Genomic DNA, 15,556 nt, shown 5'->3' on the forward strand with positions numbered 1-15,556 from the left:
ATGGGGGGTGGGTGAAGGAGGGGGTCGAGGGCCGAGTCTGGGCGGGGCGGAGGAGGGAGCCATTGCGGAGCACTGGCGACTGACGACAACCCGGTCAGGCGAGAGCCATCGGCCCGCGACGCCGCCCCCCATCTGCCGGTCGGTCTAAGCCTGCTCACAGCAAGCCCGCATAGGGTGCACCCGGGGCCGCAACCTGCCCCGGGTGCACCGCGTTGTGCTAGGAGGGTGCTGAAGATCTAGGCCGGGCTCGCGACGCCCTGCGAGGCTGCTCCCTGATCCGGCCTAGATCTTCAGCACCCTCCTAGACGCACCTCTTCCTCCTGCCCCTGGAGTCCAGAACACCATGTCGCAGCAGCCCAACATCCCCGCACCCACCATCCCGGCCGAGGCCGAGGCCGAGCCCGCCGCCCCCGGGAGCTGCTGCGGCCCGTCCCGGCGCGGGGTGCTCCGCGGCGCTGCGGCGGTCGGCGTGGTCGGCGTCGCCGGTGCGGGCCTGGCGGCCTGCTCCTCGGCCGGCGCGGCGAGCAACACCGCCGCGGCCGCGGCCGGTCCGGTTACGCTCGGTCCGGTCAGTGACGTTCCCGTGGGCGGGGGCAAGGTCTACCAGGCTCAGAAGATCGTGGTGACCCAGCCGACGGCCGGCCAGTTCAAGGCGTTCAGTGCCGTCTGCACCCACGCGGGCTGCCTGGTCGACGCCGTGTCGAGCGGCACCATCCAGTGCCCCTGCCACGGCAGCCAGTTCAAGATCGCGGACGGCTCGGTGGCCAACGGCCCCGCGCAGACCGCGCTCCCCGCCCAGTCCGTCTCGGTGCAGAACGGCAAGTTGGTAGTCACCACCTGAACCAGCTGTCTCCTGTGCAGGGCGGACAACGGGGAATGTCGGGGCCAGTCGGTACGGTTACTCCCATGGCCGACCCGTCGACGTACCGTCCCGCGCCAGGGCAGATCCCGGTCTCCCCGGGCGTCTACAAGTTTCGTGACGCCCACGCGCGGGTGATCTACGTCGGCAAGGCGAAGAGCCTGCGGCCCAGGCTCTCCTCCTACTTCCAGGACCTGGCGAGTCTGCATCCGCGCACCCGGCAGATGGTCACCACCGCCGCCTCGGTGGAGTGGACGGTCGTCGGCACCGAGGTCGAGGCGCTGCAGCTGGAGTACAGCTGGATCAAGGAGTTCGATCCGCGCTTCAACGTCAAGTACCGGGACGACAAGAGCTATCCCTCGCTCGCGGTCACGCTGAACGAGGAGTTCCCCCGGGTGCAGGTGATGCGCGGCCCCAAGAGGCGCGGCGTACGCTACTTCGGCCCGTACGGGCACGCCTGGGCGATTCGCGAGACCGTCGACCTGCTGCTCCGGGTGTTTCCGGTCCGGACCTGCTCGCCCGGGGTGTTCAAGCGGGCCGAACAGGTGGGCCGCCCCTGCTTGCTGGGCTACATCGGCAAGTGCTCGGCCCCCTGCGTCGGCCGGATCTCCCCCGAGGCCCACCGCGAACTCGCCGAGGAGTTCTGCGACTTCATGGCCGGCCGCACCGGCACCTACCTGCGCCGGTTGGAGCAGGAGATGAAGCAGGCCGCGTCCGACATGGAGTACGAGAGGGCCGGGCGGCTCCGCGACGACATCGAGGCGCTCAGGCGCGCGATGGAGAAGAACGCCGTCGTGCTCGCCGACGGCACCGACGCCGACCTGCTCGCCATCGCCGAGGACGAGCTCGAGGCCGCGGTCCAGATCTTCCACGTGCGTGGCGGCCGGGTGCGCGGCCAGCGCGGCTGGGTCACCGACAAGGTGGAGAACGTCGACACGGCAGGCCTGGTGGAGCACGCCCTGCTGCAGCTCTACGGGGAGGAGCGCGGCGAGGCCGTGCCGCGCGAGGTGCTGGTCCCGGCCCTGCCCGATCCGGTGGCGCCGATAGCGCAGTGGCTCAGCGAGCGGCGCGGCAGCGCGGTGGACCTGCGGGTGCCGCAGCGCGGCGACAAGCGCGAGCTGATGGTCACCGTCGAGCGCAACGCCGCCCAGGCGTTGGCCCTGCACAAGACCAAGCGGGCCTCCGACCTCACCACCCGCAGCGTCGCCCTGCAGGAGATCGCGGATGCTCTCGGCCTGGACACCGCCCCGCTCCGGATCGAGTGCTACGACATCTCCCACCTCCAGGGCCAGGACGTGGTCGCCTCCATGGTGGTCTTCGAGGACGGTCTCGCCCGCAAGAGCGAGTACCGCCGCTTCGCGATCAAGAGCTTCGAGGGGCAGGACGACGTCCGCTCCATGCACGAGGTGATCACCCGCCGCTTCAAGCACAACGAGCAGCCCGCGGGGCGCGACGAGGAGACCGGCCGGCCGCGCCGCTTCGCCTACCCGCCGCAGCTGATCGTCGTCGACGGCGGCGAGCCGCAGGTCGCGGCTGCGCAACGGGCGCTGACCGAGCTGGGCGTCCACGACGTGGCCCTGTGCGGGCTGGCCAAACGCCTTGAGGAGGTCTGGCTGCCCGAGGAGGACGACCCGGTGGTGCTGCCCCGCAGCAGCGAGGGGCTGTACCTGCTGCAGCGCGTCCGCGACGAGGCGCACCGCTTCGCTATCAGCTACCAGCGGCAGAAGCGCGCCAAACGCCTGGTCTCCGGGGCCCTGGACTCGGTCCCCGGGCTGGGGGAGACCCGCCGCCAGGCACTGCTCAAGCACTTCGGCTCACTGAAGCGGCTGCGGGCGGCGACGGTGGACGAGATCTGCGAGGTCCCCGGCGTCGGCAGGCGGACCGCCGAGGCCGTTGTGGCGGCGTTGTCCTCCCGTACACCTGCTGCTCCCGCGGTGAACACCGCCACGGGGGAGATCGTGGAGGAGTATGCCGAGGAGAGGCCGGACGATGGCAGTGTCACTCATGCGAGTGATTCAGGGAAGCCGCAGGCCACCACAGGCGTTGTTGGTACTGACGCGACCGACAGCGGCACGAGTAAGCATGGGGAGAGAACGTGAGCAAGTCCGGCGGTGAGACCGTTCCCGAGCTGGTGATCATCTCCGGCATGTCCGGGGCCGGTCGCAGCACGGCGGCAAAGTGCCTGGAGGACCTCGGCTGGTTCGTCGTGGACAACCTGCCGCCGTCCCTGATACCGACCATGGTCGACCTGGGCGCCCGGTCGCAGGGCGCGGTGGCCCGGATAGGGGCCGTCGTGGACGTGCGCGGGCGCAGCTTCTTCGACGACCTGCTGGCCTCCCTGGAGGACCTGGAGAAGCGCGGCGTCCGACTGCGCGTGGTCTACCTGGAGGCGTCCGACGACGCCCTGGTACGGAGATTCGAGAGCGTCCGGCGTCCGCACCCGCTCCAGGGCGACGGGCGGATCGTGGACGGCATCGAACGCGAGCGAGCGCTGCTGCGCGACCTGCGCGGCGAGGCCGACCTGGTGATCGACACCTCCAGCCTCAACGTCCACGAGCTGCGCGCCAAGCTGGACGCCCAGTTCTCCGACGACCAGGAGCCGCAGCTCCGGGCCACGGTCATGTCCTTCGGCTTCAAGTACGGGCTGCCGGTGGACGCCGACCTGGTCGTGGACTGCCGATTCCTGCCGAACCCGCACTGGGTGCCGGAGCTGCGCCCGCGCACCGGTACTGACGACGAGGTGGCCCGCTACGTCTTCGACCAGCCCGGCGCCAAGGAGTTCCTGGACCAGTACGCGGAGCTCCTCAGAATCGTCACCGAAGGCTACCGTCGTGAGGGCAAGCGCTACATGACACTTGCCGTAGGCTGCACCGGAGGCAAGCACCGCAGCGTGGCGATGTCGGAGCGGCTGGCGAAGCGCCTGATCGCGGACGGACTCGAAACGGTGCTGGTGCACCGGGACATGGGGCGCGAGTAGGACCAGCCGGTCTGAGGGTTCAAGAGGGGCACGAGTGGCGTCACACATCGTTGCTGGACGGCAGGTCCGACGCCGAGGGGCCCCGCAGATCACGGCACTGGGCGGCGGGCAGGGCCTGGCCGCGTCGCTCCGTGCTCTGCGCCGGCTCACCGGCGAGTTGACCGCCGTGGTCACCGTCGCCGACAACGGCGGCTCCAGCGGGCGGCTGCGCACCGAGTTGGGTGTGCTGCCGCCCGGTGACCTGCGCAAGGCGCTGGCCGCGCTGTGCGGCGACGACGAGTGGGGCCGTACCTGGTCCGAGGTGATCCAGCACCGCTTCCAGAGCGACGGCGACCTGCACGGCCACGCGGTCGGCAACCTGCTCATCGTGGCGCTGTGGGAGAAGCTCGGCGACCCGGTCGAGGCCCTCGCCTACGTCGGGCGACTGCTCGGCGCGCACGGCCGGGTGCTGCCGATGTCGGCGGTGCCGCTCGACATCGAGGCCACCGTGCGAGGTCTCGACCCGGGCGCTCCCGACCGGGTCGACACGGTGCGCGGCCAGGCCGAAGTAGCGGTCACCACCGGCGAGGTGGAGTCGGTGCGACTGCTGCCGCAGGACCCGCCCGCGGTGCCCGAGGCCGTCGCCGCCGTCCGCGACGCGGACTGGGTGGTGCTCGGCCCCGGCTCCTGGTTCACCAGCGTGCTCCCGCACCTGATGGTCCCTGAGCTGCGGGACGCCCTGGTGGAGACCCGTTCCCGCAAGGTGCTCGCGCTCAACCTGGTGGCGCAGCCCGGGGAGACCGAGGGCTTCTCCCCGCAGCGGCACCTGGAGGTGCTGGGGGCTCACGCCCCCGACCTCTCCGTCGACTTCGTGCTCGCCAACGAGGCCACCGTCGCCGATCCGGAGGCGCTCCGCAGCGCCGCGAAGCGGCTCGGCGCCGAACTCGTGCTCGACAACGTCGCGGCCCCGGACGGGAGTCCGCGACACGACCCGGAGCTTCTGGCCGCAGCGTACGACCGGATCTTCAGAACGCATGGAAGGATCGCGCCATGGCGATGACGGCAGCGGTGAAGGACGAAATCAGCCGGCTCCCCGTCACCCGGGCATGCTGCCGCAAGGCGGAGGTGTCGGCGATCCTGCGCTTCGCGGGCGGCCTGCACCTGGTCAGCGGACGCATCGTGATCGAGGCGGAGCTCGACACCGGCGTTGCGGCGCGGCGGCTGCGCAAGGACCTGCTGGAGATCTTCGGACACTCCTCGGATCTGGTGGTGATGGCCCCCGGCGGTCTGCGACGCGGCAGCCGGTACGTGGTGCGGGTGGTGAAGGACGGTGACCTGCTGGCCCGGCAGACGGGCCTGGTGGACGGGCGAGGACGCCCCATCCGGGGTCTTCCCCCGGCGGTGGTGTCCGGGGCGACCTGTGACGCGGAGGCGGCCTGGCGCGGCGCCTTCCTGGCGCACGGTTCGCTCACCGAGCCCGGCAGGTCCTCCTCGCTGGAGATCACCTGCCCCGGCTCGGAGGCGGCGCTGGCCCTGGTCGGCGCAGCCCGGCGACTGGGCATCCCGGCGAAGGCCCGCGAGGTGCGCGGGGTGGACCGGGTGGTGATCAGGGACGGCGATGCCATCGGCGCGCTGCTGACCCGGCTCGGTGCGCACGAGTCGGTGCTCGCCTGGGAGGAGCGGCGGATGCGCCGCGAGGTCCGGGCGACCGCGAACCGACTGGCGAACTTCGACGACGCCAACCTGCGCCGCTCGGCGCGGGCGGCCGTCGCGGCCGGCGCACGGGTCCAGCGGGCCCTGGAGATCCTCGGCGAGGAGGTCCCCGAGCACCTGGCCGCGGCCGGTCGGCTGCGGATGGAGCACAAGCAGGCGTCGCTGGAGGAACTGGGTTCGCTGGCCGACCCGCCGCTGACCAAGGACGCCGTCGCCGGCCGGATCCGCCGACTGCTGGCGATGGCCGACAAGCGGGCGTCGGAGCTGGGTCTGCCCAGCACGGAGCACAGCCTCTCCGAGGAGATGGTCGCGGGCTGACGGGTGTGCCGAAGCGGGGAAATGCCCGTGAAATCCCGGTGAAACCTGCCTGAATGCCGCCCCCGGACCTTGCGTCGGGGGGCGGCACACTCGTGCGCGGCCGGTCGGATGTGCTCTCCGACACTGGCGCGGGGTAGGGTTTTAAGCGGTCGGGGACATCCCATTCCAGCTCGTCGACGTACAACGTCGGCGTACCAGCGAGGAGATCGGTTCGTGACGATCCGGGTAGGCATCAACGGGTTCGGCCGTATTGGCCGTAACTTCTTCCGTGCGGTTAAGTCCCAGGGCGCGGACATCGAGATCGTCGGTGTCAACGACCTCACCGACACCAAGACCCTGGCGCACCTGCTCAAGTACGACTCGATCCTGGGCACGCTCCAGGCCGAGGTGTCCCACACCGCCGACAGCATCACCGTGGACGGCAAGACCTTCAAGGTCACCGCCGAGCGCGACCCCGCCGCCCTCGGCTGGGGCGACCTGGGCGTGGACATCGTGATCGAGTCCACCGGCTTCTTCACCAAGGCCGCGGACGCGAAGAAGCACATCGCCGCCGGTGCCAAGAAGGTCCTGATCTCGGCCCCCGCCACCGACGAGGACATCACCATCGTCATCGGCGTGAACGACGACAAGCTCGACGTCTCCAAGCAGGACGTCATCTCCAACGCCTCGTGCACCACCAACTGCGTGGCGCCGCTGGCGAAGGTGCTGCTGGAGAACTTCGGCATCGTCAAGGGCTTCATGACGACGGTCCACGCGTTCACCAACGACCAGGTCACGCTGGACTTCCCGCACAAGGACCTGCGCCGTGCCCGCGCCGCGTCGCTGAACATCATCCCGACCTCGACGGGTGCCGCCAAGGCCACCGCGCTGGTCATCCCGGAGCTCAAAGGCAAGCTGGACGGCACCTCGCTGCGCGTCCCGGTCCCGACCGGCTCCATCACCGACCTGGTCGTCACCCTGGAGCGCGAGGTGACCGTCGAAGAGGTCAACGCCGCGTACCAGAAGGCCGCCAACGGTGCGCTCAAGGGCATCCTTGAGTACACCGAGGACCCGATCGTGTCCTCGGACATCGTCAACAACCAGGCGTCCTGCATCTTCGACTCGCAGATGACCATGGTTCAGGGCAACCAGGTCAAGGTCTTCGGCTGGTACGACAACGAGTGGGGCTACTCCAACCGCCTCGTCAACCTGACCACCCTCGTCGGTGGCCAGCTCTGACGAGCACGGCAAGCGCGATGTGAGGCAGGGTCCGGACGCCACGTCCGGACCCTGTCCGTGCTCCCCCATCACCCCGTCTCCCACAGGAGAACCAGACTGTGCAGACCATCGACGACCTCGACGTCGCCGGCAAGCGGGTATTCGTCCGCGCCGACCTCAACGTGCCGCTGTCCGGCACCGACATCACCGACGACGGCCGGATCCGCGCCGTCGTCCCGACCATCGCCAAACTGGTCGCCGCGGGCGCCAAGGTGATCGTCGCCTCCCACCTGGGCCGTCCCAAGGGCGAGCCCGACCCCCAGTTCAGCCTCGGCCCGGTGGCCGTGCGGCTGGCCGAGCTCCTGGGCCAGGACGTCACCTTCGCGACCGACACCGTCGGCGACAGTGCCGCCGCGGCCGTGGGCGAGCTCCACGACGGTGGCGTCGTCCTGCTGGAGAACCTGCGCTTCAATGCGGAGGAGAGCAGCAGGGACGACGCCGAGCGCGGCGCCTTCGCGGACCGGCTGGCCGCCCTCGCCGACCTCTACGTCGGTGACGGCTTCGGTGCCGTCCACCGCAAGCACGCCTCCGTCTACGACCTCCCGGCGCGCCTCCCGCACGCCGTGGGCCTGCTCATCGCGACCGAGGTGGCCGTCCTCAAGCGGCTCACCGAGGAGGTCGACCGGCCGTACGTGGTCGTGCTCGGCGGTGCCAAGGTCTCCGACAAGCTCGCCGTGATCGACAACCTGCTCGGCAAGGCTGACCGCATCCTCATCGGCGGCGGCATGGCCTACACCTTCCTCGCGGCCAAGGGCCTCGAGGTGGGGAAGAGCATCCTGCAGACCGACCAGATCCCGGCCGTGCAGGAGTACCTGGAGCGCGCGGAGAAGAACGGCGTGGAGTTCGTGCTCCCCGTCGACGTCGCGGTCTCGGCGGACTTCCCCGACCTCAAGACCAAGGCCCCGGTCGAGGACTTCGAGATCGTCGCCGCCGACGCCATCCCGGCCGGCAAGGGGGGCCTGGACCTGGGTCCGGCGACCTGCGAGCTGTTCGCGGCCAAGCTCGCGGACGCGCGGACGGTGTTCTGGAACGGCCCCATGGGCGTGTTCGAGCACCCGGCCTTTGCCGACGGCACCCGGGCGGTCGCCCAGGCACTGGCCGACGGCGACTCGTTCTCCGTGGTCGGTGGTGGCGACTCCGCCGCAGCCGTGCGCATCCTGGGCTTCGACGAGAAGAAGTTCGGGCACATCTCGACGGGTGGCGGCGCCAGCCTCGAGTACCTCGAGGGCAAGACCCTCCCCGGCCTGGCCGCACTGGAGAACTGAGAAGACCATGGCAGACCCCCGCACCCCGCTGATGGCGGGCAACTGGAAGATGAACCTCAACCACCTCGAGGCCATCGCCCACACCCAGAAGCTCGCCTTCGCGCTCACCGACAAGGACTATGCGGCCGTCGAGGTCGCCGTCCTCCCCCCGTTCACGGATCTGCGCTCGGTGCAGACCCTGGTCGACGGCGACAAACTGAAGATCAAGTACGGGGCGCAGGACATCTCGGCCCACGACTCCGGCGCCTACACCGGCGAGATCTCGGGCCCGATGCTGTCCAAGCTGAAGTGCAGCTACGTGGCCGTCGGCCACTCGGAGCGGCGCCAGTACCACGGCGAGACCGAGCCGATCGTCAACGCCAAGGTGAAGGCCGCATTCCGTAACGGCATCGTCCCGATCCTCTGCGTCGGCGAGGGTCTGGACGTTCGCAAGGCGGGCAACCAGGTCGCGTTCACACTGGCGCAGCTGGACGGTGCGCTCGACGGCGTCGAGGCCAAGGACGCCGAGCGGATCGTCGTGGCCTACGAGCCGGTGTGGGCCATCGGCACCGGCGAGGTCGCGACCCCCGAGGACGCCCAGGAGGTCTGCGGCGCGATCCGGGTCCGGCTGGCCGAGCTCTACGGCCAGGAGCTGGCCGACGCCGTCCGCGTGCTCTACGGCGGTTCGGTGAAGGCGTCGAACACGGCCGGAATCATGGCAAAGCCGGACGTCGACGGCGCCCTGGTCGGCGGCGCGGCCCTCGACCCGGAGGAGTTCGTGAGGATCGTTCGCTACCGGGACCAGGCAGTAGGCTGACGGCGGTCTAAGGTAGTGGGGGTCGGGGCAACGGCGGTTCGCCCGCCGTCCCGACCCCTACGACCTGGTCGTTGCCCCGATCCACGTTCAATCCACGAGAGATTGGTCCCGCCGTGATCCTCGGCTTCTCGATCGCGCTGATCTTCTTCAGCGTGATGATGGTCGCCCTCGTCCTGCTGCACAAGGGCAAGGGCGGCGGCCTGTCCGACATGTTTGGTGGCGGTATGTCCTCCACCGGCGGTGGCTCCGCCGTTGCCGAGCGCAACCTCGACCGCATCACCATTTTCATGGGAGTCGGCTGGTTCGCCTGCATCATCATTCTGTCGCTGCTGCTCAAGGCCAAGAACGGCTGAGCCCGCGCGGGTCCTGAACTCTCTCCGGTCCGACTACAGCCGTGGACCGAAAGCTGACGGAGTGTCGCCCGGCCGCCTATCATGGGTGACAGTTGTCACCGGTGGCGGTGTCGGGCGGCACTTATGCGGTCCGTACACTGGGACGACTCCGTCGGAGAAGGGGGGCGACGGGACACTGTGGGGGCCGGGCCTCGGGGGCACGGAATCTTCCCAGGTGACTATCGCATCGCACCAGCACGCAGGGAGTCAGACCGTGGCAAGTGGCAACGCCATCCGTGGCAGCAGGGTCGGGGCAGGCCCCATGGGGGAAGCCGAGCGCGGGGAGTCCGCTCCTCGTCTCCGTATCTCCTTCTGGTGCGCCAACGGGCACGAGACGCGCCCGTCCTTCGCCTCCGACGCGCAGATCCCGGATACCTGGGACTGCCCGCGCTGCGGCTTCCCGGCCGGGCAGGACGAGGAGAACCCGCCGGCGCCGCCGCGCACCGAACCGTACAAGACCCACCTCGCGTACGTCCGTGAGCGTCGCAGCGACGCCGACGGCGAGGCGATCCTCGCCGAGGCGCTCGCCAAGCTGCGCGGCGAGATCTGAGCTCCGGGCACAGCTCGTCCCAGGCACAGCAGGGCACCGCAAGGGCGTTGCCGGGCACCACCTCACCAGGTGTCCGGCAACGCCCTTCTCAGGCTTTGGCCGCCCGCCACATGGTGTCCATGGTCGGCGCGTCCTTCGGCAGGCCGAGGGCGCCGGTCACCTTGAAGCCGAAGTGTTCGTACAGCGGGATGTTGACCGGGTTGCTCGACTCCAGATAGGCGGGCAGCCGCTCGGCGTCCACCCGGTCCAGCCGGGAACGGAGCAGGGCCGCGCCCACACCCGTGCCCTGCAGATCCGGTTCGACGCCGAGGAGGTAGAGGTACCAGTGCGGTTGGGTGCGCGGGTGGCTCCGGAAGCAGGCGTCCTGGAGGAGCTGCCCGTACCGGATGCGGCGTCCGTAGCCGCGCAGGAAGCCCGGCACGGCGACAATCTGCCGCCGCAGCGGTGGGTGCGCCTTGCCCGGTGGCAGCCACACGGCCGCTCCGACGACATGTCCGCCCCCGCTCCTGCCGCGGCCCTCGACGGCGATCTCCACCGCGCCGTGCGGAAGCACCTCGTAGCGCAGGATCGTGGCGAATATCCGGCGCAGCCGCCTCGTTCGGGTGGTCATCACGGGCAACGACCAGCGCCACTGCGGGTCGTCGTGAAAGGCGCGGGCGAGCGTTCCGGCGATTGCGTCCAGGTCCGCGCCCGTTGCCGGCCGGACCGTGATCTCTGTTTCCCCCATGCCCGAAATCGTAGGCACCGTACGGTGGTTGAGTCGACCCTGCCGCGAGGCCGAGTCCGCCCGAAGGCCGGTACGGCTCGGTGCGGTCCGCCTGGAGTGGCGGGCCGCACCGAGCCGATGGTGAGGTTCCGTCAGGCCGAGGACGGCGGGTACAGCTGCGGCGGGATCTTGGACGCCGCGGCCCGGTCCAGCAGCCACAAGGTGCGCTGCCGGCCGTAGGCACCGGAGGCCGGGGCTTGGATCTCGCCCGGGCCGCTGAGCGCGAGTGCCACTGCCTCCGCCTTGTCCTCGCCCGCCGCGAGCAGCCACACCTCGCGGGCCGCACGGATCGCCGGGAGGGTCAGCGAGACCCGTACCGGCGGCGGCTTGGGCGCGCCCCGGACGCCGACGACAGTCCGGAAGGTCTCCCGTACGCCGGGGTGCTCGGGGAAGAGCGAGGCGATGTGGGTGTCCGGACCGACGCCGAGCAGTAGCACGTCGAAGGCCGGTACTCCCAGGTGGTCCTCAGGACCGGACGCCTTGGCGAGTTCGGCGGCGTAGCGTTCCGCCGCCGCCTCCGGGTCGTCCCCGTCCGGGCCGTCCGACGCGGGCATGGGATGCACGCGGGACGGGTCGAGCGGGACGGCCGCGAGCAGCTCGTCGTACGCCTGGGTGGCGTTGCGCTCCGGGTGACCCTCGGGGAGGAACCGCTCGTCGCCCCACCACAGGTCCAGCCGTGACCAGTCCACCGCGTCCCGCGCCGGCGAGGACGCCAGCGCGGCGAGCAGCGCGTTGCCGTTGCGGCCGCCCGTCAGCACCACCGAGGCGGTGCCGCGGGCAGACTGCGCGTCCACGATCCGGGTGATGAGCCGGGCCGCAGCGGCGAGCGCCATCAGCTCCTTGTCGCGGTGCACAACGAGCTGAGGGGCGGTCACTTCTGGGTCCGGGTGGACGAGGCGGCGGACTTCTTCGCGGTTCCCTTCGTCGGCGCCGTGGTGCCGGTGGCCGCCGCCGCGCCCTTGGCCGGAGTCCGCGGGTCGACGACCTCGTGACCCTCGGGGGGCGAGTCCGGGTGGAGCTTCTCCACGCCGTAGCGAACCGCTGCGGCGTAGATGTCGTCCGGGTCCAGGCGGCGCAGCTCCTCGGCGATCAGCTCGGACGTCTCGCGGCGCTTGAGCGCCACCATCCGGTCCGGCTGGTCGGGCATGGAGAGCTTCGCCATCAGGCCGTCCGACCGCTCCAGGGTGACGGCGCCGCCTGCGGTGTGCAGGCGGACGGCGGTCAGGCCGGGGCCGTCGGTGACGACCCGGTCGACCTTGACGTTGAGGCGGTCGGCGAGCCACAGCGCCAGCAGTTCCGCGCTGGGGTTGTACGACTCGCCCTCGACGACGGCGGAGGCGACCTTGGCGTGCCGCTGGTCCAGTGCCGCCGCGAGCATGGAGCGCCACGGGGTGATCCGGGTCCAGGCGAGGTCGGTGTCGCCCGGCGTGTAGGTCGCGGCCCGGGTCGCCAGTTGCTCGACCGGGGATTCCGCCGAGACCGCGTCGGTGATCCGGCGTTGGGCGAGTGCGCCCAGGGGGTCCTTGGCGGGGTTGTCGGGGGCGTTCTCCGGCCACCAGACCACGACGGGGGCGTCGGGCAGCAGCAGTGGGAGGACCACGGACTGCGCCTGGGCCGCGAGTTCGCCGTGCAGCCGGAGCAGCACCGTCTCGCCGGTGCCCGCGTCGGAACCCACTCGGATCTCGGCGTCGAGGCGCGCCTCGGCCCGGGCCCGGGGCGAGCGCCCGGGGCGGCGGATCACGGCGAGGATGCGCGAGGGGTGCTCGCGCGAGGCATCGCCGGCCGCCTTGAGGGCGTCGTAGGCGCTGCCCTCGTCGGTGACGATGACGAGGGTCAGCACCATGCCGATGGCACCCGTGCCGATAGCCCGGCGGGCGTTGACGAGTCCGGCGTTGATCTTGCTGGAGGTGGTGTCGGTGAGGTCGATCTTCATGGTCGGCGCCAGCTCCTGCCGTCTCGTGCGAGCATTTCGTCGGCCTCGGGCGGGCCCCAGGTGCCGGCGGGGTAGGGGGCCGGGCGGCCGTGCTTGGCCCAGTAGGCCTCGATCGGGTCCAGGATCTTCCAGGACTCCTCGACCTCCTGGTGACGCGGGAACAGGTTCGCGTCCCCCAGCAGCACGTCCAGGATCAGCCGCTCGTAGGCCTCCGGGCTGGACTCGGTGAAGGACTCGCCGTAGGCGAAGTCCATGCTCACGTCGCGGACCTCCATCGAGGTGCCGGGCACCTTGGAGCCGAACCGCAAGGTCACCCCCTCGTCCGGCTGGACCCGGATCACCAGCGCGTTCTGCCCCAGCTCCTCGGTCGCACTGGAGTCGAAGGGCAGGTAGGGGGCGCGTTGGAAGACCACCGCGATCTCGGTCACCCGCCGCCCCAGCCGCTTGCCGGTCCGCAGGTAGAACGGCACCCCGGCCCAACGCCGGTTGTTGATCTCCAGTTTGATCGCCGCATAGGTGTCGGTGCTCGACTTGGGGTCGATCCCCTCCTCCTCCAGGTAGCCGGGCACCTCCTCCCCGCCCTGCCAGCCGTGGGTGTACTGGCCGCGCACGGTGTGCCGGCCCAGATCCCTGGGGATCTTCACCGCGGACAGCACCTTCAGCTTCTCGGCCACCAGCGCCTTGGGATGGAACGAGGCCGGCTCCTCGATCGCGGTCAGCGCCAGCAACTGCAGCAGGTGGTTCTGGATCACATCGCGGGCCGAGCCGATGCCGTCGTAGTAACCGGCCCGCCCGCCGATGCCGATGTCCTCGGCCATGGTGATCTGCACATGGTCCACATACGAGCGGTTCCAGATCGGCTCGAACATGGAGTTGGCGAACCGCAGCGCCAGAATGTTCTGAACCGTCTCCTTGCCCAGGTAGTGGTCGATGCGGAAGACCTCGTCACGCGGGAACACCGAGTGGACCACCGCGTTGAGTTCCTGCGCACTCTTCAGGTCGTGTCCGAACGGCTTCTCGATCACCGCCCGGCGCCACGATCCCTTCGGCGGGTCGGCCAGCCCGTGCGCCTTGAGCTGCTGGACCACCTGGGGGAAGAACTTGGGCGGCACCGAGAGGTAGAAGGCGAAGTTGCCGCCGGTGCCCTGGGCCTTGTCGAGTTCCTCGATGGTCTCGCGCAGCTTCTCGAACGCCTCGTCGTCGACGAACTCGCCCTGCACAAACCGCATGCCCTTGGCCAGCTGCAGCCAGACCTCCTCACGGAAGGGGGTACGCGCATGCTCCTTGACCGAGTCGTGGACCACCTGGGCGAAGTCCTCGTGCTCCCAGTCCCGACGGGCGAACCCGATCAGGGAGAAACCCGGCGGCAGCAGCCCGCGGTTGGCCAGGTCGTAGACCGCGGGCATCAACTTCTTCCGCGACAGGTCCCCGGTCACCCCGAAGATCACCAGACCCGACGGGCCCGCGATCCGCGGCAACCGGCGGTCCGCCGGATCCCGCAGCGGATTGACCCACCAGTTCAACCCGTCCTCGCCCGGGCCGGCCAGGACCGAGTCGATCAGTTCTCCGGGATCCAGCGAAGGGGCGTCGTCACTCACTTGGCGGAACCACCTTCCGGCGTGAACGACTTCAGCGAGGCGGCGACGGTGTCCAGGAGTTCCTTCCAGGACGCCTCGAACTTCTCCACGCCCTCGTCCTCCAGCACCTGGACCACGTCGTCGTAGGAGATGCCCAGCGCGGCCAGCGCGTCCAGGTCGGCCTGGGCCTGGGCGTAGCCGCCGGTGACGGTGTCGCCGCGGACCACCCCGTGGTCGGCCACCGCGTTCAAGGTGGCCTCGGGCATGGTGTTCACGGTGCCCGGCGCCACCAGCTCGACCACGTACAAGGTGTCGTCCAGAGCCGGGTCCTTGACTCCGGTCGACGCCCACAGCGGGCGCTGCGGCTTGGCGCCTGCGGCCTCCAGCGCCTTCCAGCGGTCCGAGGAGAAGACCTCCTCGTAGGCCTGGTAGGCCAGGCGGGCGTTGGCGACCGCGGCCTTGCTCTTGGCCACCTTGGCGGCCGGGCTGTCGGTCTTGTCCAGGCGCTTGTCGACCTCGGTGTCCACCCGCGAGACGAAGAACGAGGCCACCGACTCGATCGAGGACAGGTCGTGCCCGGTGGCCTTGGCCTGCTCCAGACCGGTCAAGAACGCGTCCATCACGCCCCGGTAGCGGTCCAGCGAGAAGATCAGCGTCACGTTCACGCTGATGCCCTCGCCGATCACCGCGGTGATCGCGGGCAGCCCGGCCAGCGTGGCCGGAATCTTGATCAGGGTGTTGGGGCGGTCCACCAGCCAGGCCAGCTGCTTGGCCTCGGCGATGGTCGCCTCGGTCTGGTGCGCCAGGCGCGGGTCGACCTCGATCGACACCCGCCCGTCACGCCCGTTGCTCGCGTCGTAGACGGGGCGCAGCACATCGGCCGCCTCGCGCACGTCGGCGGCGGTCATCATCCGCACCGCCTCCTCCACGCTGACCCCGCGCACCGCCAGGTCGCGCAGCTGCGCGTCGTAGGCGTCGCTGCTGCCGCCGATGGCCTTCTGGAAGATCGTCGGGTTGGTGGTCACCCCGACCACGTGCTTGTCACGGACCAGCTCGGCCAGATTGCCCGAGGTCAGGCGCATACGGCTGAGATCATCCAGCCAGATCGCCACGCCTTCGTCGCTGAGGCGCTTCAGAGCGTCAGTCATGATGGTGCTTCTCCTCTGGGGTTGTG

General features: G+C 70.3%; 15 protein-coding genes. 10 read left to right on the plus strand and 5 right to left on the minus strand.

What is annotated here, in order from left to right:
- Positions 1-343: 343 nt before the first annotated feature.
- The 10 genes from ABIA33_RS13195 (at position 344) to ABIA33_RS13240 (ending at position 10,106) form a co-directional block, all read left to right on the plus strand.
- Positions 344-841 carry a Rieske (2Fe-2S) protein gene (locus tag ABIA33_RS13195; RefSeq protein WP_370080764.1) on the plus strand — a complete coding sequence of 166 codons (498 nt, stop codon included), beginning with the start codon at positions 344-346 and terminating at the stop codon, positions 839-841.
- Positions 842-906: 65 nt separating this feature from the next.
- Positions 907-2,958, plus strand: coding sequence for an excinuclease ABC subunit UvrC (gene uvrC, locus ABIA33_RS13200; RefSeq protein WP_370080766.1), 2,052 nt, complete (start codon positions 907-909; stop codon positions 2,956-2,958).
- A gap of 47 nt (positions 2,959-3,005) precedes the next feature.
- A complete protein-coding gene (rapZ, locus tag ABIA33_RS13205) occupies positions 3,006-3,836 on the plus strand; it encodes an RNase adapter RapZ (protein ID WP_370080946.1) in 831 nt (276 codons plus the stop codon).
- Between the two features lie 34 nt (positions 3,837-3,870).
- Entirely contained in the window at positions 3,871-4,875 is a 1,005-nt protein-coding gene (gene yvcK, locus ABIA33_RS13210) for a uridine diphosphate-N-acetylglucosamine-binding protein YvcK (protein ID WP_370080768.1), read from the plus strand.
- A complete protein-coding gene (gene whiA / locus ABIA33_RS13215; RefSeq protein ID WP_370080770.1) occupies positions 4,866-5,846 on the plus strand; it encodes a DNA-binding protein WhiA in 981 nt (326 codons plus the stop codon). The genes yvcK and whiA overlap by 10 nt, the downstream gene beginning before the upstream one ends.
- Before the next feature lie 213 nt (positions 5,847-6,059).
- On the plus strand, positions 6,060-7,064 hold the full coding sequence (gene gap, locus ABIA33_RS13220; RefSeq protein WP_370080772.1) for a type I glyceraldehyde-3-phosphate dehydrogenase: 1,005 nt from the start codon (positions 6,060-6,062) through the stop codon (positions 7,062-7,064).
- 98 nt (positions 7,065-7,162) lie between these two features.
- Entirely contained in the window at positions 7,163-8,368 is a 1,206-nt protein-coding gene (gene pgk / locus ABIA33_RS13225; protein ID WP_370080774.1) for a phosphoglycerate kinase, read from the plus strand.
- Between the two features lie 7 nt (positions 8,369-8,375).
- The gene (gene tpiA, locus ABIA33_RS13230; protein ID WP_370080776.1) at positions 8,376-9,164 is read left to right on the plus strand and encodes a triose-phosphate isomerase; all 789 of its coding nucleotides are present in this window, start codon (positions 8,376-8,378) and stop codon (positions 9,162-9,164) included.
- A gap of 113 nt (positions 9,165-9,277) precedes the next feature.
- On the plus strand, positions 9,278-9,517 hold the full coding sequence (secG, locus tag ABIA33_RS13235) for a preprotein translocase subunit SecG (protein ID WP_370080778.1): 240 nt from the start codon (positions 9,278-9,280) through the stop codon (positions 9,515-9,517).
- Between the two features lie 253 nt (positions 9,518-9,770).
- Positions 9,771-10,106: an RNA polymerase-binding protein RbpA gene (locus tag ABIA33_RS13240; protein WP_084714863.1), complete on the plus strand. Its 336-nt coding sequence runs from the start codon at positions 9,771-9,773 to the stop codon at positions 10,104-10,106.
- Between the two features lie 88 nt (positions 10,107-10,194).
- Here the strand turns inward: ABIA33_RS13240 and ABIA33_RS13245 are convergent, their stop codons facing one another.
- The 5 genes from ABIA33_RS13245 to tal form a co-directional block, all read right to left on the minus strand.
- A complete protein-coding gene (locus ABIA33_RS13245) occupies positions 10,195-10,833 on the minus strand; it encodes a GNAT family N-acetyltransferase (protein WP_370080781.1) in 639 nt (212 codons plus the stop codon).
- Positions 10,834-10,964: 131 nt separating this feature from the next.
- A complete protein-coding gene (gene pgl / locus ABIA33_RS13250; RefSeq protein ID WP_370080783.1) occupies positions 10,965-11,747 on the minus strand; it encodes a 6-phosphogluconolactonase in 783 nt (260 codons plus the stop codon).
- Entirely contained in the window at positions 11,744-12,805 is a 1,062-nt protein-coding gene (gene opcA / locus ABIA33_RS13255) for a glucose-6-phosphate dehydrogenase assembly protein OpcA (protein ID WP_370080785.1), read from the minus strand. Before opcA ends, pgl begins: the two co-directional genes overlap by 4 nt.
- Positions 12,802-14,328, minus strand: a complete 1,527-nt coding sequence (gene zwf / locus ABIA33_RS13260; protein WP_370080948.1) for a glucose-6-phosphate dehydrogenase — start codon at positions 14,326-14,328, stop codon at positions 12,802-12,804. The genes opcA and zwf overlap by 4 nt, the downstream gene beginning before the upstream one ends.
- 71 nt (positions 14,329-14,399) lie before the next feature.
- Entirely contained in the window at positions 14,400-15,530 is a 1,131-nt protein-coding gene (gene tal / locus ABIA33_RS13265) for a transaldolase (RefSeq protein WP_370080787.1), read from the minus strand.
- Positions 15,531-15,556: the final 26 nt, after the last annotated feature.

Origin of the sequence: Streptacidiphilus sp. MAP12-16, from assembly GCF_041262165.1 — a bacterium.
Classification (GTDB): Bacteria; Actinomycetota; Actinomycetes; order Streptomycetales; family Streptomycetaceae; genus Streptacidiphilus.

Excerpts from the sequence above, each read along its gene's own strand:
- tpiA (WP_370080776.1), top strand. The coding sequence starts at position 8,376 with ATGGCAGACCCCCGCACCCCGCTGATGGCGGGCAACTGGAAGATGAAC.
- tal (WP_370080787.1), bottom strand. The coding sequence starts at position 15,530 with ATGACTGACGCTCTGAAGCGCCTCAGCGACGAAGGCGTGGCGATCTGG.
- uvrC (WP_370080766.1), top strand. The coding sequence starts at position 907 with ATGGCCGACCCGTCGACGTACCGTCCCGCGCCAGGGCAGATCCCGGTC.
- ABIA33_RS13245 (WP_370080781.1), bottom strand. The coding sequence starts at position 10,833 with ATGGGGGAAACAGAGATCACGGTCCGGCCGGCAACGGGCGCGGACCTG.
- opcA (WP_370080785.1), bottom strand. The coding sequence starts at position 12,805 with ATGAAGATCGACCTCACCGACACCACCTCCAGCAAGATCAACGCCGGA.
- rapZ (WP_370080946.1), top strand. The coding sequence starts at position 3,006 with ATGTCCGGGGCCGGTCGCAGCACGGCGGCAAAGTGCCTGGAGGACCTC.
- whiA (WP_370080770.1), top strand. The coding sequence starts at position 4,866 with ATGGCGATGACGGCAGCGGTGAAGGACGAAATCAGCCGGCTCCCCGTC.
- ABIA33_RS13195 (WP_370080764.1), top strand. The coding sequence starts at position 344 with ATGTCGCAGCAGCCCAACATCCCCGCACCCACCATCCCGGCCGAGGCC.